The sequence below is a fragment of the Kribbella sp. NPDC051586 genome, assembly GCF_044453965.1.
In the GTDB taxonomy this organism is placed as follows: domain Bacteria; phylum Actinomycetota; class Actinomycetes; order Propionibacteriales; family Kribbellaceae; genus Kribbella.
Genome location: NZ_JBITDF010000006.1, coordinates 310,947 through 329,072 on the forward strand (window position 1 = coordinate 310,947; position 18,126 = coordinate 329,072).

At 68.6% G+C, this 18,126-nt stretch carries 16 protein-coding genes; 7 read left to right on the forward strand and 9 right to left on the reverse strand.

What is annotated here, in order from left to right:
* The first annotated feature begins 21 nt into the window (after window positions 1-21).
* Complete coding sequence (gene glgX / locus ACIA58_RS39490) at window positions 22-2,076, forward strand: glycogen debranching protein GlgX (RefSeq protein ID WP_396409297.1); 2,055 nt, start codon at window positions 22-24, stop codon at window positions 2,074-2,076.
* 124 nt (window positions 2,077-2,200) lie between these two features.
* The gene (locus ACIA58_RS39495; protein WP_396408992.1) at window positions 2,201-2,905 is read left to right on the forward strand and encodes an SGNH/GDSL hydrolase family protein; all 705 of its coding nucleotides are present in this window, start codon (window positions 2,201-2,203) and stop codon (window positions 2,903-2,905) included.
* Here ACIA58_RS39495 and ACIA58_RS39500 read toward each other — a convergent pair.
* The 4 genes from ACIA58_RS39500 to ACIA58_RS39515 form a co-directional block, all read right to left on the reverse strand.
* Complete coding sequence (locus ACIA58_RS39500) at window positions 2,895-3,350, reverse strand: hypothetical protein (protein WP_396408993.1); 456 nt, start codon at window positions 3,348-3,350, stop codon at window positions 2,895-2,897. The two genes, ACIA58_RS39495 and ACIA58_RS39500, sit on opposite strands and share 11 nt — an antisense overlap.
* Window positions 3,347-3,838, reverse strand: coding sequence for an RNA polymerase sigma factor (locus ACIA58_RS39505; protein WP_396408994.1), 492 nt, complete (start codon window positions 3,836-3,838; stop codon window positions 3,347-3,349). Before ACIA58_RS39505 ends, ACIA58_RS39500 begins: the two co-directional genes overlap by 4 nt.
* Entirely contained in the window at window positions 3,835-5,136 is a 1,302-nt protein-coding gene (locus tag ACIA58_RS39510; RefSeq protein ID WP_396408995.1) for an alpha/beta fold hydrolase, read from the reverse strand. Before ACIA58_RS39510 ends, ACIA58_RS39505 begins: the two co-directional genes overlap by 4 nt.
* Window positions 5,137-5,214: 78 nt before the next feature.
* A complete protein-coding gene (locus ACIA58_RS39515; RefSeq protein ID WP_206751464.1) occupies window positions 5,215-5,652 on the reverse strand; it encodes a PadR family transcriptional regulator in 438 nt (145 codons plus the stop codon).
* Window positions 5,653-5,990: 338 nt separating this feature from the next.
* Between ACIA58_RS39515 and ACIA58_RS39520 the strand changes: the two genes are divergently transcribed.
* The 3 genes from ACIA58_RS39520 to ACIA58_RS39530 are packed head-to-tail and all read left to right on the forward strand — an operon-like array spanning window position 5,991 to window position 8,111.
* On the forward strand, window positions 5,991-6,377 hold the full coding sequence (locus ACIA58_RS39520) for a hypothetical protein (RefSeq protein ID WP_396408996.1): 387 nt from the start codon (window positions 5,991-5,993) through the stop codon (window positions 6,375-6,377).
* A gap of 40 nt (window positions 6,378-6,417) precedes the next feature.
* Window positions 6,418-7,242 (forward strand): MerR family transcriptional regulator, encoded by an 825-nt coding sequence (locus tag ACIA58_RS39525; protein WP_396408997.1) that lies wholly within the window; start codon window positions 6,418-6,420, stop codon window positions 7,240-7,242.
* Entirely contained in the window at window positions 7,242-8,111 is an 870-nt protein-coding gene (locus ACIA58_RS39530) for a transglutaminase domain-containing protein (protein WP_396408998.1), read from the forward strand. The genes ACIA58_RS39525 and ACIA58_RS39530 overlap by 1 nt, the downstream gene beginning before the upstream one ends.
* Window positions 8,112-8,262: 151 nt before the next feature.
* Here ACIA58_RS39530 and ACIA58_RS39535 read toward each other — a convergent pair whose 3' ends face one another.
* Window positions 8,263-9,129: an alpha/beta fold hydrolase gene (locus ACIA58_RS39535; protein ID WP_396408999.1), complete on the reverse strand. Its 867-nt coding sequence runs from the start codon at window positions 9,127-9,129 to the stop codon at window positions 8,263-8,265.
* Window positions 9,130-9,145: 16 nt separating this feature from the next.
* On the reverse strand, window positions 9,146-9,745 hold the full coding sequence (locus tag ACIA58_RS39540) for a TetR/AcrR family transcriptional regulator (protein ID WP_396409000.1): 600 nt from the start codon (window positions 9,743-9,745) through the stop codon (window positions 9,146-9,148).
* 49 nt (window positions 9,746-9,794) lie between these two features.
* On the opposite strand from ACIA58_RS39540, the gene ACIA58_RS39545 reads away from it, so the two are divergent.
* Window positions 9,795-11,237 carry an MFS transporter gene (locus tag ACIA58_RS39545; RefSeq protein ID WP_396409001.1) on the forward strand — a complete coding sequence of 481 codons (1,443 nt, stop codon included), beginning with the start codon at window positions 9,795-9,797 and terminating at the stop codon, window positions 11,235-11,237.
* A 53-nt stretch (window positions 11,238-11,290) separates the two neighbouring features.
* On the opposite strand, the gene glgP is transcribed toward ACIA58_RS39545, so the two are convergent.
* Window positions 11,291-13,879 carry an alpha-glucan family phosphorylase gene (glgP, locus tag ACIA58_RS39550; RefSeq protein WP_396409002.1) on the reverse strand — a complete coding sequence of 863 codons (2,589 nt, stop codon included), beginning with the start codon at window positions 13,877-13,879 and terminating at the stop codon, window positions 11,291-11,293.
* A 192-nt stretch (window positions 13,880-14,071) separates the two neighbouring features.
* On the opposite strand from glgP, the gene ACIA58_RS39555 reads away from it, so the two are divergent.
* Complete coding sequence (locus tag ACIA58_RS39555; protein ID WP_396409003.1) at window positions 14,072-16,060, forward strand: maltotransferase domain-containing protein; 1,989 nt, start codon at window positions 14,072-14,074, stop codon at window positions 16,058-16,060.
* A gap of 120 nt (window positions 16,061-16,180) precedes the next feature.
* Here ACIA58_RS39555 and ACIA58_RS39560 read toward each other — a convergent pair whose 3' ends face one another.
* The gene (locus tag ACIA58_RS39560; RefSeq protein WP_396409004.1) at window positions 16,181-17,338 is read right to left on the reverse strand and encodes a threonine synthase; all 1,158 of its coding nucleotides are present in this window, start codon (window positions 17,336-17,338) and stop codon (window positions 16,181-16,183) included.
* Between the two features lie 11 nt (window positions 17,339-17,349).
* Complete coding sequence (locus tag ACIA58_RS39565; protein WP_396409005.1) at window positions 17,350-17,949, reverse strand: winged helix-turn-helix domain-containing protein; 600 nt, start codon at window positions 17,947-17,949, stop codon at window positions 17,350-17,352.
* Window positions 17,950-18,126: the final 177 nt, after the last annotated feature.

An 18,126-nucleotide genomic window follows, 5' to 3' on the forward strand; every position in this document is an offset into this window, starting at 1 on the left:
CCGACTACGCTCGGCGCATCCCTGGAGACTGGTCCGCGGCCGGGCGCAGTGGTCCAGACCGATGGGACCACTTTCACACTGTGGGCTCCGGCCGCCGAACGGGTCGAACTGGCCCTGGTCGCGGACGACGGCAGCCAGCGGAATCTGGATCTGACCCACACCGGTGAGTTCTGGACCGGGTTCGTCGCGGGTGTCGGCGCCGGCCAGCGGTACGGGTACCGCGTGCACGGTCCGTTCGACCCGTCGCACGGTCTGCGCTTCAACCCGTCCAAGCTGCTGCTCGACCCGTACGCGCGGGCCGTCGACGGCTCGCTCGACTTCTCCAGTCCGTTGATCTACGACTCGTCCGACGGCGACTCGGCCGGCCATGTCCCCGTCGGCGTTGTCGTCGCGGACTCCGCTCCGCCGCCGCCGATCAGCAAGCCGGTGCACTGGGGCGAGACGGTCATCTACGAGCTGCACACGAAGGGCTTCACCAAGCGGCATCCCGACGTACCCGAGCATCAACGCGGTACGTACGCCGGGCTCGCGCATCCGTCGGTGATCAGCTATCTGACCGACCTCGGCGTCACGTCGGTGGAGTTGTTGCCGATCCACCACTTCCTGACCGAGCCGGCGATCGCCGCGCGCGGCCTGCCGAACTACTGGGGTTACAACAGTCTCGGCTTCTTCGCGCCGCACGCGCCGTACTCCTCGGCCGGCTCGCGGGGTGAGCAGGTGGCCGAGTTCAAGGCGATGGTCGCCGCGTTCCATGCCGCGGGCATCGAGGTGATCCTCGACGTGGTCTACAACCACACTGCCGAGGCCGGGTTCGACGGGCCGACGCTGAGCTTCCGTGGTATCGACAACCGGGCGTACTACCGGCTCACCCACGGCGCCGCGATGTACGACGTGACCGGCACGGGCAACTCGGTCGACACCTCGCACCCGCAGGTACGGCGGCTCGTGATGGACTCGCTGCGCTACTGGGTCGAGGAGATGGGCGTCGACGGGTTCCGGTTCGACCTGGCGGTGACGCTGGTGCGCAACGAGCGCCACGAGGTCGACATCCCCGGCCATCCGTTCCTCGCGGAGGTCGCGGCCGACCCGGTGCTCGGCCGGGTGAAGCTGATCGCCGAGCCGTGGGACGTCGGCCCGTTCGGCTACCAGGTCGGCAACTTCGGCCCGCCGTGGTCGGAGTGGAACGGTAAATTCCGCGACAGCGTCCGCGATGTCTGGCGGAACACGTCCGACGGCGTGAAGGATCTCGCGTACCGGTTGTCGGGGTCGAGCGATCTGTACGGCGACGACGGCCGGTACCCGTACGCGTCGATCAACTTCGTCACGGCCCACGACGGGTTCACCCTGCGGGACCTGGTCAGCTACGACCACAAGCACAACGACGCGAACCACGAGGACAACCGCGACGGCACCGACGACAACCGCTCCTGGAACTGCGGCGTCGAGGGCGAGACCGACGACCGTCGAGTCATCGCGCTCCGCAAACGCCAGATGGCGAACCTGATGTCCACGCTGATCCTGTCCACCGGCGTACCGATGATCACCGCCGGCGACGAGTGCGGCCGCACGCAGCACGGCAACAACAACGCCTACTGCCAGGACGACGAGATCTCCTGGTTCGACTGGTCGCTGCCGGCGGCCTGGTCCGGCCAGCTCGACCTCACCAAGAAGCTGATCGCGCTCCGAGCGGCGCACCCGGCACTGCGGCAGTGGCACTACTTCTCCGGCCAACCCGTCGTACCCGGCGGCCGGAAGGACCTGTCGTGGATCGCCCCGCACGGCGGCGAGATGACCGACGCCGACTGGTTCGACGGCAACCTGCGCACCATCGGCATGTTCCTCGCCGGCGACGCCCTGAGAGCAACCGACACCGAGGGCAACGCCCTGACCGACAGCTCCTTCCTCCTCGCCCTCAACGCTACCCCCCAAACCCAGCCGGTCGTAGTCCCCGACGCCTCCTGGGCCCCCGCCTACGAGGTAGTCCTCGACACCAGCAACAGCATGGTCACCGAAGTAGAAGCCGGCGCCACCGTCCCCCTAGCAGCCCGCTGCCTGGTCCTACTGCGCGCCCTCTGAGGTTGTTAACCTTCCGTCGGTACATTCGTCGGTCACCTGCTGTTCACCTCTGGGGGGATCGATGTTCTTGCTGCAGCGAGGGCGTGAGCGGACTACGCCTATTGGGGCTTTGCACCGCGGGATCATGCGGTGGGGGCAGGCCGAGCGGACCAGTTCGCGGTTGGCTATTCAGCGGTGGGTGGATGGTGTGGCGTACGTCGACGTGCAGGCGCGGACGTATGCGGAGTACTGGACGCGGCAGAACTCGACGGCGTTGTCGGGCGAAGGACCGCTGTGGGTTGTGCTGGGTGACTCGACCGCACAGGGGCTGGGGGCTTCGTCGCCGCTGCACGGGTATGTCGGGCAGGTGCTGAATGCACTGCGTCGGAAGGGGACTCCGTGGCGAGTGCTCAACCTGTCGCGGTCCGGTGCGCAGACGCGGCATGTGCTGGACGATCAGCTGCCACTGCTCGACGGATTGGCGCCGACTCTGGTCACTTGTGGCATCGGCAGCAATGACATCCTCGCTACGCCGCCGAAGCGGTTCCGCGACCACCTGCGTCAGGTGATCGATCGGCTGCCCTCATCGTCAGTCGTGATGGACCTGACCGTTCCGGACCGGCTCTGGCGAGTCGGTGGAGCTGTCAGCCCGTACGTCGCCGGCATCAACCAGCTGATCAGCAGCACGGCCACGTCCCGCGGACTGCCCGTCGCCGAGGTCTCCCGGTACGCCCGCCCGCCGTGGCACGGCATGCTCGCACCAGACGCCTTCCACCCGAACAACCTCGGCTACCGCCGCCACGCCGACGCCCTGCTCGCCGCACTACCAGCCGGCGTACTCAAGCCCTGAGCAAGCGCTCCAGACGGTCCAGCGACCTGGCACTCTCCTGACGGACCCGGATCGGCACGATCGCCGCACGGCCCGGTACGCGAATGCCACCGGTCAGGGCGACGCGCGTACCACCGCCCGGCTCGGCCGCGACCGCCATACCCATGATCAGGAACCGGCTCTGCAGCCAGCACCAGCCCGGCCGGAACTGCCCCGTCAGCCGCGCACGCTGGCCGCGCTTACCCTTCGCCCGTACGACGACCCGGTCGCCGACGCGTTCGAGCACAGTTGCCGACACGAGGTCGGCCTGGACCTCGGCAAAGACGGCCAGGTCGGCGAGCATCGCCTTCACCCGATCCGGCTCGGCCGGCAGCACGCGTTCAGTGACTACGGCTCCCGGCACGCCCGCGGCGAGCGCGCGGAAGCGTTCGACGTCGGTCAGTTCGATGGTCGGCCAGTCGGTCATGATCTCCACGCCTTCCGAAAGCTCGCCCGTGCACGATGCAGCCGCGACTTCGCCGTACCCGCCGGGACGTCGAGTACGGCGGCCGCGGCCTGCTCGTCCATTCCTTCGAGGTCCCGCAGTACCAGGACCGCACGATGCTCCGGCGACAGCCGCCGAAGCACGTCCTGTACGTCGACCAGCAACTGCGGATCGTCAGCAGCAGGCAGATCCGCGAGCTCGGCCGGCTGCTGCCGCTGCCCGCGCCGCGCAACGCGGACCGCCTCGCGGACAGCGATCGCGCGCGCCCAGCCGAACAGCGCGGCCGGATTCTCCAGGCCGCGCAGACCGCGGAAGATCGCGATCAACGCCTCCTGCGCCGCGTCGGGGCCGTCGCTGAAGGCTATCGGTCCGCAGATCCTCCCGACGTACGGCGTCAGCGCGTCGAGCACGTCGTTCATCGCGACGGTGTCGCCGCGCTGCGCCGCACGGACAAGCTGTTCCTCGATCATCTGAGGAAAGCGGCTATCAACGGTGTGACCTCGCCGGCGCAGTCGACGGTGAGCGCGTGCCCACAGCCCGGTAGCACCCGGACGGTTGCGTTCGGCAACAACTCGCCGAAGCGGGCGGCCTGAGCGACCGGCAGCACCGTGTCATGGTCGCCCCACAGCACGAGCGTGGACTGTCGCGTCGACGGGAGTTCTTTCTCGGTGACGCTCCAGTCAAGGCCGCGCTCGAGGGCGTACATGGATCGCACGTTGTCACGATACGTTCCGGGGATCCACATCGAGTCGACGAGCTGCGGCGTGACCAGGTTCTGGTGTACGAACAGGCCGCGGACCGCCGACTCGACCACGCTGCGGTTCGCCGCGAGCTTGGCGAACGCCTCGCCGACCAGTGGTTGTTTGAGGACCTCCCAGCTCCAGACATCCGGCTCGTCCAGACCGGACGGGGCCAGCAGGACAAGCTTGCTGACCCTGACCGGGTGCCGTTGGGCGTAGGCGAGTCCCCAGCCGCCACTCCACGAGTTGCCGGCGAGTACGACCTGCGGAAGCTGGAGTGCGTCGAGGAACTGATCGAGTGCCTCGGTCATACCGTCCAGATCGAACGCGAACCGTTCGTCGCGCAACCGGGTCTCACCTTGGCCGGGAAGGTCCACGGCATAGACCCTGTGGTCGTGCGCCAGGACAGTCAGCTCTGCATCCCATGCGGAGGCAGGCGAAGCACCTGGCGCCAGCAGCACCACTGGTGAGCCCGTCCCCCGCTGCAGGTAGTGAAAGCGCGCCACAGCCGTGTCGACGTAGTGCGAGTCGGCTGACGCGGTCGGGTGAACCTGCTCAGACGGCTGGTAGACGTAGGCAACCAGAGCGAACGCTGTCACCACAGCGACTGGTCCTGCGACTACAGCTGGCTTCAGCCACCGAATTCGCAGCAGCCTCACATCCGCAACACACAGCGCGATACACGCCGGTGTGTAGAGCAGCAGATTGAGCCAGAAGAACGCAGTACCTGCGCCGGTGAAGATCCACACCAAGCCGAGAGCGGCTCGGGCGGCCAGTCCTGCTGCGAGGCCGGCTACTACTACACGCGCGACCGCGGACCGGTCAGACCGAAGTACCGCGAAGGCGAGCAGTAGGTGCAGCGCTGCGAGTGGCAGCACCACCTGCGGAGCGAACGAGACTTGAACGCCGAGGACCGCTCGGGAGAGTGATCGCTCGTCGGGCGCGGGCCAGGTGGCGCCTGTCGCCCAGTAGATGTGCAGCGCCGCAAGCAGGACGTGCGCGCCTGCGACGATCTTTCGAGACCCCATCCCGACCCCTCCTCAGATGTACCTGACATCCGCGAAGAGGAGTCGTTCGGTCGAGACGTTCCCTGCGTGACGCAGGTCTCACGCCTCGGGGGTTTTCGGGGGCTCGGGGACGACTGGGGCGTCGGCCAGGAGCAGGTAGAGGGAGCGGCGTGCTTCGGCCAGGATCTTGGCGGCGGCGGTGCGCTGCTCTTCGGAGCCGGTGCGGGCGACCTGGCGAGTGGCTGAGGCCAGCTCGTCGATCAGTCCGCGCAGGTCGGCGGTGGGGCCGGCACTCGCGAAGGCGGCGAACGGGTCGATCGACGTCTCACGACGCCCCTCGACGTACTCGCGACCGGCGTCGGTCAGCGTGACGAGCTTGCGGCCGGCTTCCGCGGTCACGGTGACCAGACCTTCGTCTTCCAGTTGGTTCAAGGTCGGGTAGATCGCGCCGGGGCTGGGGGTCCAGCGCCCGTCGCTGCGGTCGGCGATGGCCTGCATCAACTGGTAGCCGTGCATCGGCTCCTCGGCAAGCAGCATCAGGACGGCCGTTCGGACATCACCGCGCGGGGCTCGGCCACGCCCGGAACCACGGCCTGAGCCGCGTCGGGGTCCGCGTTCGCCACGCTCACCGCGCTCACCACGGCCGCTGCGTTCACCGCGTCCGCCGTGCATCGGCATGCCTTCTCCCATCCGCGGTCCACCGCGACGGGGGTGATGGTGGCCGCCTCGGCGGCGACTTCTGATCTCGTTGGGGGTGTTCATAATATCCTCCTCGATATTCTTCATGACACTAACGATATATCGTTACCGTCTTCAACACAACCCCTCCCCGAAACCCGGTTGCGGGCGACCCGCGGCGAACCGAACGTGGGGAGATGGACACCTTCGAGGAGCTGATGGGTGAAGTGCTGTCGACCGCCGACCGGTTCGGCCACCGCGAGCATGTGCGGCTGACCTGGCTCGCCGTACGACGCTGCGGGACGGCCGGCGCGGTCGATCTGGTCAGCAACGGGATCCAGCAGACGGCGCGGTACGCGGGCGCGCCGCAGAAGTACAACGCCACGGTCAGCAGGGCGTGGGTCGAGCTGACGGCGTACCACATGAACGAGGCGCCCGACGAGAGCTTCGACGACCTGCTGCAGCGCAACCCCGGCCTGCTGAACAAGCGCCTACTGACCCACTTCTACGAACCCCGCACCCTGGCGTCGGCCGAAGCGCGTGCGGGCTGGGTCGAACCCGACGTGAGGCCGTTCCCGGCGTGACCCTTTACCTTGCCCCAAGGGCAGAGGGTTTGATGGACTGGTGTTGACGATCAGTGAGTTCGGGCGACGAACCGGGCTTTCACACAAGGCGTTGCGGTTGTACGACGTATCCGGGCTGCTCGCGCCCGCTCAGGTCGACCCCGCCAACGGTTACCGCTTGTACGACGAAGCGCAGCTGGAGCGGGCGCGACGGATCAGTGTCATGCGCCAACTCGACATGCCACTGGCCACGATCGCCGAAGTACTCACGGGCTCCGACGAGGACGGCCTGATCCGGCTCGACCGCTGGTGGGCCGCCGAGGAGGCGACCACCGAGGCGCGGCGCGCAACGCTGCAGTACTTGCGCGACCGGCTCTCGAGGTCCGGTACGCCGGGACTCGCGCCGCGACCGGTGCTGACCCGCGACGTACCGGCGACCAAGATCGCCTCGATCCGGGACGACACCAACCAGCAGATGCTGGTCGGGGTGATCGTGACGTGCACCGACGAGATCATGTCGTACCTGCGGGCCGCCGGCGCGACCGCGACCACCGGGTCGTGGGTGATCTTTCACGGCGCCGTGACGCCGGAGGGTGAGGCGACGGTCGAGGTGTGCGTGCCGTTCGAGGGCCTGGTGGACCCGGCCGGGCGGATCGGGATCCGGGTCGAGCCCGCGCACCGGGAGGCGTACTGCACGATCACGATGAACGAGTGCGCGTACCCGCGGATCATGCTCGCCTACGACCTCGTCACCGACTGGGTCCGGTCCGCCGGCGTACCAGAAGCAGGTCCGCCCCGGGAGGTCTACCGCCCCGACTGCCACCTGCTCCCCCGCGACGAACCGGCCGTCGACATCGCTCTGCCCATTCTCGAAAGGAACCCCTGATGGACTACGCGATCCAGACCCGGTTCAGCGACCCCGGCGACCACGCCGGCCTGTTCGACGCGCTGCCGGACGACATCCCCGGGATCGCCGCCGTGACGCGCGATCTGGTGATCCACTACCGCGGCGGCGGCATCGAGTTCACCGGCGAACGCCTGGCCGAGATCGACAGCCGCTGGGTGTCGGCGATCCTCGCCACGGATCAGAAGCGCAACGGTACGCCGCTCGCCGTATCGCGGGAGCCGGTCGACCGTGTCGTCGGCTGCTGTCGCGACCACACGCTGCTGTTCGTCTCGGCACTGCGGCACAAGGGGATCCCGGCGCGCAGCCGGGTCGGGTTCGCGGAGTACTTCGCCGAGGGGTTCAACCATGATCATGTCGTCGCGGAGTACTGGAACGGCAACCGCTGGGTGATGATCGACACCGAGCTGGATCAGGCCGGGTACCCCTTTGACGTAGAGGACATGCCGGCCGGTCCGTTCCGGTCGGCGGCCGAGGTCTGGCTGGGGTACCGGGCCGGCGAGTTGGTCGGCGACAAGTACGGCGCCGACCCCAACCCGGACGCTCCGTTGAAGTTGCATGGCGGCTGGTTCATCCGCAACTACGTGCACTACCAACTCGCGCATCTGAACGGCGACGAACTCCTGCTCTGGGACAACTGGGGCGCGATGTCGGACCGGCTCGACGGCGCCGACGTCGAGCTGACCGACCGAATCGCTCGCCTGATGGTTGCCTCCGACAACGGAGACGAGACCGCGACGAAGGAGGTCAACGAGCTCTACCGCACCGACCCCGACCTGACCTTCGCCGGCAGGTCGTTCCACACCTCACCCGCCGGCGCACCGCCGTTCGCGTGGGTCGACATCAGCTGACGAGGCCCTTTCTGGTGATCCAGCGCCGTAGCGAGGAGGTGCTCGGTGCGGTGCATCGGCGCGCGGGGGCGAAGGGGTCGATGCGGAGCATCGTTCCCTTTGCCCCCGTGCGGCGAGGTGCCGTGCCGAGTGCCCCGCAGTAGGCGCTGGATTACCAGACAGGGCCTAGATCTGCGACCACCTGGTCGATGCTGTTCAACAGGGAGAGATGACCTTCGCCCGGCAGGAAATGGAAGGTGCAGCCCGAGACGTGCGCGGCGAGCCAGTGACCGTGGTCCGCAGGGACCATCCGGTCCTGGTCGCCCTGCCAGATCGCCACCGGCGTGGTGATCTGATCCAGGCGGAAGCCCCAGTCCTTCACGAACGCAAGGTCGTCGTCGCGCCAGCCGGCGATGCTCTCGGCAACGGAACGCCGGCACGAGGCCGCGAGCCAGTCCAGGATCGGACCGGTCATCGCCGCCTTGTCGACCTCGGACACCAGGTCGCCGAAGGCAGCCGCCAAGTCGGCCGGGGCGGCCGCGGCCAGCCCGCTCGACGCCGCTTCCAACAGTGGCTCGAGTGCATCGCGGCCCTTGAACGCGGCGCCGAACTCGGCAAGGTTCTCATCGCCCATGCCGACCATGAAATCCAGCCCGTCCGCGTTGGCCGGTCCGACGCCGGCCACCGAGGCCGCCGCGATACAACGCCCTGGGAGCAGGGCCGCGCACGCCAGCGAATGCGGTCCCCCGCCGGACATGCCGATGCTGTAGAACCGTTCGGCACCGATCGCGTCGAGCAGAGCGGCGGTGTCGGCGGCCACATCCGCGATCGACCGTCCGGGGAGCGGCGTCGACGCGCCGTACCCGGGCCTCCCGGGGCTGACCAACCGCAGCCCGTGCCGCGCGGCCGACTCCGCTAGTGGGGCGAACCGCACCGCAGCACCCGGGGTGCCGTGATGGAACACGAGCGGTACGCCGTCCGCCGGTCCCTCGATCAAATACTCCACCTTGCGGCCATCGGCGAGCTGCACGAACTCCATGGCGGAAAGAGTAACCTCAGCCGACGCCGTTCCGGAGGCCGTCGAACAATCGGTCGAGCCGAACGCGATGGTCGGCCGCCACGTCCTTCGCCGCGTCACCCGCGGTCATGCGTCGTGCGGTCCCGACGAGCACGGTCGTGTAGCCGGCGATGAAGAACGCGGACAGGAGCGACGCATCGCCCTCGAAGGCCGCGTCGCGCTCGAGCTCTTCCTCTAGCGTCTGCTGGAGCTCGGACGCGATCTCCCGCGACCGGGCGATCAGCGCCGGCGAGGCCGCAACGGTCCGGTAGAACGGGACCGATCCGTCCTTGACGCCGGCGAGCGCGTGCTCCTCGTCGAGCAGACGGACGGTTGCCTGTTGCAACGACGACAGTACGTCGGCACCTTGGTCGCGAACGGCCGAACGCAGGACCTCGACGGCGTCGTCCGTGCGGTCGAGGAGCAGGTCCTCCTTGCGGGGGAAGTGCTTGAAGACGGTCACGCTCGAGACGCCGGCCTCGCGCGCGACCTCGGCGACAGTGACGCCGTCGAACCCGCGTTCGAGGAACAACCGCGTCGCGACGTCCGAGATCCGGGCCCGCGTCTGCGGCCCGCCCCGCGCATCGGTTCTGGGCATCTTCCCTCACTTTCTTGTGTCACTAAGCTTAGTGAGTTAACTTAGTGGCATGACCTCCACACAGACAACCGTCATAGCAGCTCGCCCGCCCCGCTCGCTGCGGGACGCGTGGGTGGCGCTGGCCGGACTGTCCGCGGTGTTCCTGTTCGAGATGCTCGACAACTCGATCCTGAACGTCGCGCTGCCGACGATCGGGCGCGAGTTGCACGCGTCGACGACCGCGCTGCAGTGGGTGACCGGCGCGTACGCCGTCGTGTTCGGCGGGCTGATGCTGGCGTTCGGCGCGATCGCCGACCGGTTCGGCCGGCGGCGGATCATGCTCGTCGGGCTGGTCCTGCTCGGTCTCGCGAGTCTCGCGACCGCCTTCGTGACCAACGTCGAGCAGTTGATCGCCGTACGGGCCGCGATGGGGGTCGCGGCCGCGATGACGACGCCTGGCTCGCTCGCACTGTCGTTCCGGCTGTTCGAGGACGACGACCTTCGTGTCCGCGCGACGACGCTGATCTCGACCGTGGGTCTGGTCGGACTCGCGGTCGGCCCGACGGCCGGTGGGTTCATGCTCGCGATCGCGCCCTGGCAGGTCCTGCTGCTGGTGAACGTGCCGATCGCCGTACTCGCGATCATCGGCGTGCGCCTCGGCATCGGAGCCGACGTCGCAGCCGAGCTGCACCGGGATCCGATCGACGTCGCGGGCGCGTTGCTGGGCACGACGGCGATCGTGCTCGCGCTCGTCGCGCCGACGCTGTTCGTCAACGAGGGCGCGGGCTCGTGGGCTCCGTGGGCGACGACGGCAGCCGCTCTCGTCGGCGCGGTGCTGTTCTACCTGCGGGAGCGCTCGGCGACGTACCCGCTCCTCGACCCCAAGCTCGTTGCCCATCCGCTGGTTTCAAGTGGGCTCGCCTTCAAGGCCGCGGCCGGCCTCGCGACGGCAGGGCTCGGGTACCTCGTGACGCTGCAACTGCAGCTCGACTGGGGCTGGTCGCCCGCGCTCGCCGCGATCGGCATGCTGCCGCAGGTCGTCGTACTCGTCGCGGGCGGTGCGCTGATCGGCCCGTTCGTACGGCGCGCCGGGCTCGGCCGGGCCGCCTGGATCAGCGCGGCGGCGGTCGTGTTCGGACTCGCTGTGTACGGGTCGCTGAGCAGATTCGGCTACGTCTGGGTCGCTGTCGCCCTCGTGCTCGTCGCCGCCGGCATGCGCGTCGTCGGAGTCGTTGCCGGCGTCAACGTACTGCGCGGACTCCCGAAGAATCGCACCACGATCGGGGCGGCCCTCACCGACACCGCCACCGAGGTCACCTCGGGCGCCGGCATCGCCATCACCGGCACCCTGCTCGCCGTCCTCTTCACCGGCCCGATCACCACGCCCGACTGGACCGCGCGCCAGACCACCGAGTTCCACCAGGCGGTCACCACGGCGGCCCTGACCCTGACCGCTCTCGCCGCCGCACTAGTTGCCTACGGCATCGTCCGGACCCGCGTGAGTTCCAGCTGACACAACAGCCCCGCCTGGTGAGGCAGGCGGGGCTGTGTCTTTTGTGAGCGGGCTCAGAACTCCGAGCCGGCCGGGAGGTCGGGGGTGGACGGGTCGTCCGGGTCGGACGGGCCGGCGGCCAGGCCGAGCTCGGCCACGCTGGCCAGGCCGGCGTGGTTCGGGACGACGCGGACGGTGTAGCCGAACGGGCCGGTGCGGTCGAGCTTCAGCTCACCCTCGTAGCGGTGGCGGTTGCCCTCGTACGTCTCGGCCAGCGACAGCGACGCCCGGACCGGGTCCGTGATCTCGTCGTTGGTGTCGACGCGACCGTGCAGCACCTCGACGCAGATGTCGGCCGGAGCGAGATCGCCCAGCGCCGCAAAAGCGCGGATCCCGACGGTCGTCCCGAGCTGCGGCACGTCGCCGAGCCCCTGCAGTTCGACATGGTCGACGCGGATCTGCGGCCAGGCCGCAACCACCTTCTGCTTCCAGGCGGCCAGCTCACGGGCACCGTCGTACGTCGAGTTCAGCGAACGCGACGACTGCGCGGCCGGCACGTACAGCTGCTCGACGTAGTCGCGCACCATGCGAGTGGCGAGCACCTTCGGGCCGAGATCCTTGATCGTGTTCCGGAGGTTCTGGATCCACCGGGCCGGCACGGCGCCGTCGTAGAAGCGCGGCGCGACCTGCTTCTCGATCAGGTCGTACAGCGCATGCGCCTCGAGGTCGTCACGCCGGTCGGTGTCCTCGACCCCGTCCGCGGACGGAATCGCCCAGCCGAACTCGTCGTCGTACCACTCGTCCCACCAGCCGTCGCGGATGGACAGGTTGAGTGCACCGTTCAGCGCCGCCTTCATGCCGGACGTGCCGCTCGCCTCGTACGGGCGGAGCGGGTTGTTCAGCCAGACGTCGCAGCCCGGGTACATCGGCTGCGCCAGCGCGATGTCGTAGTCCGGCACGAACACGATCCGGTGCCGCACGTCCGGGTCGTCGGCGAACCGGACGACCTCCTGGATCAGCTTCTTGCCGCCCTCGTCGTGCGGATGCGACTTGCCCGCGATGACGATCTGGATCGGCCGCTGCGGGTGCAGCAGCAGCGCCTTCAGCCGCTCCGGGTCACGCAGCATCAACGTGAGCCGCTTGTACGACGGAACCCGCCGCGCGAAGCCGATCGTCAGGGTGTCCGGGTCGAGGATCGAGTCGACCCAGCCGAGCTCGGCCTCGCTCGCGCCGCGGTTGATCCAGGACTGACGGACCCGCGCGCGGGTGTCGTCGATGAACCGCTGCCGCAGCAGCCGCTTGGTCTCCCAGATCTGCTGGTCGGTGGTCTTGTCGAGTCCCTCGAAGATGTCCTCGTCGGCGGTGTAGTTCGCGTAGGTCAGCTCGTGGACCTCGCGCGCCACCCACGTCGGCGCGTGCACGCCGTTGGTGATCGAGGTGATCGGGACGTCACTGGAGTCGAAGCTCGGCCACAGCCCGGAGAACATCCCCCGGCTGACGACGCCGTGCAGCTTCGACACACCGTTGGCCCGCTGCGCCAGCCGCAGGCCCATGATCGCCATGTTGAACAGGGCCGGGTCGCCGCCCTCGAAGTCCTCGGCGCCGAGCTCGAGGATCCGGTCGATCGGGACCTCCGGGCCGAAGACGTCCGCCGAGAAGTGCTGCTGGATCAGCTCGACCGGGAACCGGTCGATACCGGCCGGGACCGGGGTGTGGGTGGTGAAGACGGTGCCGCCGCGGTTGACCTCGAGCGCGGTGTCGAAGTCGAGATCCTTGTCGGCGGCAAGCTCACGGATCCGCTCGATGCCGAGGAAGCCGGCGTGACCCTCGTTGGTGTGGAACACCTCGGGGGCGGCGTGGCCGGTGATCCGGCAGTACGTGCGGACCGCGCGGACACCGCCGACGCCCAGCAGCAGCTCCTGGAGCAGACGGTGCTCGGTGGAACCGCCGTACAGCCGGTCGGTCACCTCGCGCTCGGACGGCTCGTTCTCCTCGATGTCGGAGTCGAGCATCAGCAGCGGGACGCGGCCGACCTGCGCGACCCAGATCTGCGCGTGCAACTGCCGGCTGCCCGGAAGAGTCAGCGTGACGGTCGCGGGTGCGTCACCATCGCGGAGCAGGCTGATCGGCAGCCCGTCCGGGTCCACCAGGGGGTAACGCTCCTGCTGCCAGCCCTCGCGGTTCAGCGACTGCGTGAAGTAGCCGTGCCGGTACAGCAGGCCGACGCCGATCAGCGGCACACCGAGGTCGCTCGCGGCCTTCAGGTGGTCACCGGCAAGGATGCCCAGACCGCCGGAGTACTGCGGGAGCACGTGGGTGATGCCGAACTCCGGGGAGAAGTAGGCAACCGCGTTCAGCGGCGAGCCGGCGCTCTGGAACCACCGGTCTTCGGTCACGTAGCTGTCCAGGTCGGCTACTGCCACCTCGAGCCGGCGCAGGAAAGCGTGGTCGTTGGCCAGCTCGTCGAGCCGGGCCGCCGGGACCTCACCGAGCAGCTTGGCCGGGTCACCGCCGGTGCTCCGCCACAGCTGCGGGTCGACGGCCTCGAAGACGTCCTGCGTCTCCGGGTGCCAGGCCCAGCGGAGGTTGTTCACCAGGGTGCCCAGGCCGGTCAGCGGCGCAGGCAGGACAGGGCGGACGGAGAATCGTCGTATCGCTCGCACCGGGACACCGTACCGGGCGAGGGTTCGCAAAACACCTTCGGAGTGCATCGATCTTGCAACGCAAGCAAGATTTTGCAGACCCGTGTGGCATGGACGGCCACTGGGAACCGATAACGTCAGTCCTGTAGTTCTCGGCCAGTTCTCGATGCCATCGGACCATCAGACCATCCGGACAGGGAGTTCATCTACGCCATGACTGGGCGCATCCCGATCACCGACGTCACCCCGACCGTCGACGCCGGAGCGTATCCGGCCAAGTCCGCGGTCGGCGAGACGTTCACCATCGCGGCCACGGTCTTCCGGGAAGGCCATGACGCGGTGAACGCGAACGTCGTGCTGACCTCGCCGTCGGGACAGACCAGACGGATGCTGATGAGCCCGGTCGGGCAGGGCTCCGACCGCTGGACCGTCGACGTGACGCTGCAGGAGCAGGGCGCGTGGACGTTCGCGGTCGAGGGCTGGAGCGACCCGTACGGGACGTGGCGGCACAACGCCGAGATCAAGGTGCCGGCCGGCCTCGACGTCGACCTGATGTTCGCCGAGGGCGCCGCGTTCTTCGATCGCGCGGCGGCCGGCGTACCGCCCGCGGTACGCGCCGACCGCGGCACGCTGAGCGACGCCGCGCACGCCCTGGCGAACGGCGCCTTGCCGCCGGAAGCACGCCTGGCCGCGGGCATCTCGCCGCAGGTGCGGGCCGCCCTCGGCCGGTACCCGGTGCGTGAGCTGATCACCTCGTCGGAGACGTACCCGGTGTGGGTCGACCGGACCCGTGCGCTGTACGGCAGCTGGTACGAGTTCTTCCCCCGGTCCGAGGGAGCGACGTACGACGAGGAAGCCGACGAGTGGAAGTCGGGCACCTTCCGTACTGCGGCGGACCGGCTCGAGGCCGTCGCGAAGATGGGCTTCGACATCCTGTACGTGCCGCCGATCCACCCGGTCGGCCACTCGTTCCGCAAGGGCCCGAACAACACCCTCGACCCGAAGCCGGGCGACCCGGGCTCGCCCTGGGCGATCGGCTCCGAGGACGGCGGCCACGACGCGATCCACCCGGAGCTCGGCACGTTCGAGGACTTCGAGTACTTCGTCGGCCGGGCCCGCGAGGTCGGCCTGGAAGTGGCGATCGACCTGGCCCTGCAGGCGTCGCCGGACCACCCGTGGGTGAAGGAGCACCCGAAGTGGTTCTCGGTCCGCGCCGACGGCTCGATCGCGTACGCCGAGAACCCGCCGAAGAAGTACCAGGACATCTACCCGATCAACTTCGACAACGACCCCGAGGGCATCTACGCCGAGGTACTGCGGATCGTGCGGCTGTGGATCTCCAAGGGCGTCACCGTGTTCCGGGTCGACAACCCGCACACCAAGCCGGTCAACTTCTGGGAGTACCTGCTCGGCGAGATCCGCAAGTCCGACCCGGACGTGGTGTTCCTGTCCGAGGCGTTCACCCGGCGGCCGATGATGCGTGAGCTGGCCAAGGTCGGCTTCCACCAGTCGTACACATACTTCACCTGGCGCAACGAGAAGTGGGAGCTGGAGGAGTACCTCGAGGAGCTGACCAAGGAGACCGCGCACTACCTGCGGCCGAACTTCTTCGTCAACACCCCCGACATCCTCACGGCGTACCTGCAGTACGGCGGACCGGGCGCGTTCAAGATCCGCGCGGCGATCGCGGCGACGTCGTCACCCGCGTGGGGTGTGTACGCCGGGTACGAGCTGTTCGAGCACGTCGCGCTGCGGCCGGGCTCGGAGGAGTACCTCGACACCGAGAAGTTCCAGCTCCGTCCGCGCGACTGGGCCGCCGCCGAGGCGGAGGGGCGCTCGCTGGCGCCGTACCTGACGTTGCTGAACAACATCCGCCGCCGGCACCCGTCGCTGCAGCAGCTGCGCAACCTGTCGCTGCACACGGTCGACGACGAAGCCATCATGTGCTTCTCGAAGCGCTCGACCGCGCCCGACGGCCACACCGACACCGTCATCGTCGTGGTCAACACCGACCCGCACTCGGTCCGCGAGTCGATGGTCCACCTCGACATGGCCGCCCTCGGCATGCGCCCCGAGGACACCTTCACCGTCTACGACGAGATCAGCGGCGCGACCTGGCGCTGGGGCCAACAGAACTACATCAAACTCGACCCCAACGCCGAGCCCGCCCACATCCTCGCCGTCCGCCGCGGCCAGGCTTAAACCTCGCGCGGACCGCCACCACTCATCAACCTGCCGTCACGCCCGGTTCGGGCGACCGGTTGAGCGTGAAGACGAGCACTGTCGACCGGTTGATGAGTGGTGCAAGTCCGCGGGCTGCTTTCAGAGCGGCACCGTCTCCGGATACTTCAGGCCGGCGCCGGTGTTCAGGGCAACGACCTGGTCGTTCGCGTGGATCCAGCCGGATTCGCGGAGTTGGCGGATGGCGGTGAAGTTGGCGGCGCCTTCGGGGCAGATGAAGGCGCCTTCCAACTGGGCCACGAGGTGTTGTTCGGCGAGGATGTCTTCGTCGTCGACGGCGACCGCGCAGCCGTTGGTTTCTGCGATCGCTTGCAGGACGAGGAAATCGCCGAGGGCCTTGGGGACGGTGATGCCGAAGGCAACGGTCCGGGCGTCGGGCCAGGGCTCGCTCTCGGGCAGGCCCTTCTCCCAGGCGCGGACGATCGGGGCGCAACCGGTGGACTGGACGGCGACCAGGCGCGGCAGCGGGCCGTCGATCCAGCCGAGTTCGCGCAGTTCGGTGAGCGCCTTCCAGATGCCGATGATGCCGACGCCGCCGCCGGTCGGGTAGACGATCACGTCCGGCAGCTGCCAGTTCAGCTGCTCGGCGATCTCCAGCCCCATCGTCTTCTTGCCTTCGATCCGGTACGGCTCCTTCAGCGTCGACGCGTCGAAGTACCCGGGCTGCTCCCGGATGTACGCCGCCGCGTCGCCGATCAGCCCGTCGATCAGCTGCAGGCGCGCGCCGACCACGGTCACCTCGCGGCGGCAGATCTCCGGCGCCGCGATCGGCATCGCGATCAGCGCCTCCATCCCGGCCCGCGCGGCGTACGCGGCCCACGCGGATCCGGCGTTCCCGTTCGTCGGCATCGCGATCTTCCGTACGCCGACCTCGTACGCGCGCGACACCCCGACCGCCGCACCACGCGCCTTGAACGTCCCGGTCGGGATCAGCCCCTCGTCCTTCATCAGCAGGCGATCCACCCCGACCTCGGCGCCGTACCGCGGCAGCGGCAGCAGCGGGGTCATCCCCTCCCCCAGCGTCACCACGTTGTCCGGCGACCGCACCGGCAGCAGCTCGTGGTACCGCCACAGGTCCGGATCACGCCCGGCGAGCTCCTCCTTGGTCAGTGTCACCGCGGGTACGTCGTACCGCGCGAGCAGCGGCGATCCGCACGGGCAGAGGCCGATGATCTGGTCGGCGTCGTGGGTGGCTCCACAACGAGGGCATTCGAGATGACTCAGCGCAGAGAAGGTCACAATCTCAGAAACTACCCCGCGCGGAGATCGGTGATCATCGGGCGTTGGTGATCGGTGAGACGGAAGCCGATGCCGCGGACCGCGTCGATGGTGACCGTCGTGCCGAGTTCGTCGAGTTTGCGGCGCAGGCGCTTCACGACCGAGTGGACGTCGGCGGTTCCACGAACGTTGAGGTCGTCGCGCCAGACGGTCTGGTGCAGGGCGTCGTACGACCAGACACGCAGCGGCGTGGACATCAGCCGGGTGAGCAGGTCGTGCTCGAGCTCGGTCAGCTGGATCTCGCGGCCGCGCCACCGGGCGACCGAGCGGGCCCGGTCGATGGTGAGTACGTCGGCGTCCGGCTCACCTCCCGAAGCCCGGACCGTGGCGGCTCCGACCGCATCGGGCTCCGGGGGTTCGGGGTGCTCGGGAGCGGCCGGCGGGGGCTGCTGGGCGGGAACCAGCAGCCTGCGCAGTTCGTCGAGGCTGGAGACCAGCAGCAACGGTGCGACGTCGTCGACCAGCTCGGCCAGCCGGACGCGTTGCTCAGCAGAGGCCGCGACCGCGATCAGCAGCGGGAACGGCTCTTCATCGGATGCGGTGGTGGTCAGGTCTATACGGGCGGTGACCATCTGATCACGATGTCAAGCGCTGCCTCAGATCGTCAACGAATTGCCAGGCTTTGCCCAGGTTGCCTTGATTCGCGCGACAGCTAGTCACATCTTGCTCACCAGGTGTGCTTGTTACCACGTTGTTCTGACAACTACTGTCCTCGGCAGGCTTGCGGTGTCACATGCCGCGACCTGGGG

Excerpts from the sequence above, each read along its gene's own strand:
- ACIA58_RS39495 (WP_396408992.1), top strand. The coding sequence starts at position 2,201 with ATGCGGTGGGGGCAGGCCGAGCGGACCAGTTCGCGGTTGGCTATTCAG.
- ACIA58_RS39500 (WP_396408993.1), bottom strand. The coding sequence starts at position 3,350 with ATGACCGACTGGCCGACCATCGAACTGACCGACGTCGAACGCTTCCGC.
- ACIA58_RS39505 (WP_396408994.1), bottom strand. The coding sequence starts at position 3,838 with ATGATCGAGGAACAGCTTGTCCGTGCGGCGCAGCGCGGCGACACCGTC.
- ACIA58_RS39510 (WP_396408995.1), bottom strand. The coding sequence starts at position 5,136 with ATGGGGTCTCGAAAGATCGTCGCAGGCGCGCACGTCCTGCTTGCGGCG.
- ACIA58_RS39515 (WP_206751464.1), bottom strand. The coding sequence starts at position 5,652 with ATGCTGCTTGCCGAGGAGCCGATGCACGGCTACCAGTTGATGCAGGCC.
- ACIA58_RS39520 (WP_396408996.1), top strand. The coding sequence starts at position 5,991 with ATGGACACCTTCGAGGAGCTGATGGGTGAAGTGCTGTCGACCGCCGAC.
- ACIA58_RS39530 (WP_396408998.1), top strand. The coding sequence starts at position 7,242 with ATGGACTACGCGATCCAGACCCGGTTCAGCGACCCCGGCGACCACGCC.
- ACIA58_RS39535 (WP_396408999.1), bottom strand. The coding sequence starts at position 9,129 with ATGGAGTTCGTGCAGCTCGCCGATGGCCGCAAGGTGGAGTATTTGATC.
- ACIA58_RS39540 (WP_396409000.1), bottom strand. The coding sequence starts at position 9,745 with ATGCCCAGAACCGATGCGCGGGGCGGGCCGCAGACGCGGGCCCGGATC.
- ACIA58_RS39545 (WP_396409001.1), top strand. The coding sequence starts at position 9,795 with ATGACCTCCACACAGACAACCGTCATAGCAGCTCGCCCGCCCCGCTCG.
- ACIA58_RS39555 (WP_396409003.1), top strand. The coding sequence starts at position 14,072 with ATGACTGGGCGCATCCCGATCACCGACGTCACCCCGACCGTCGACGCC.
- ACIA58_RS39565 (WP_396409005.1), bottom strand. The coding sequence starts at position 17,949 with ATGGTCACCGCCCGTATAGACCTGACCACCACCGCATCCGATGAAGAG.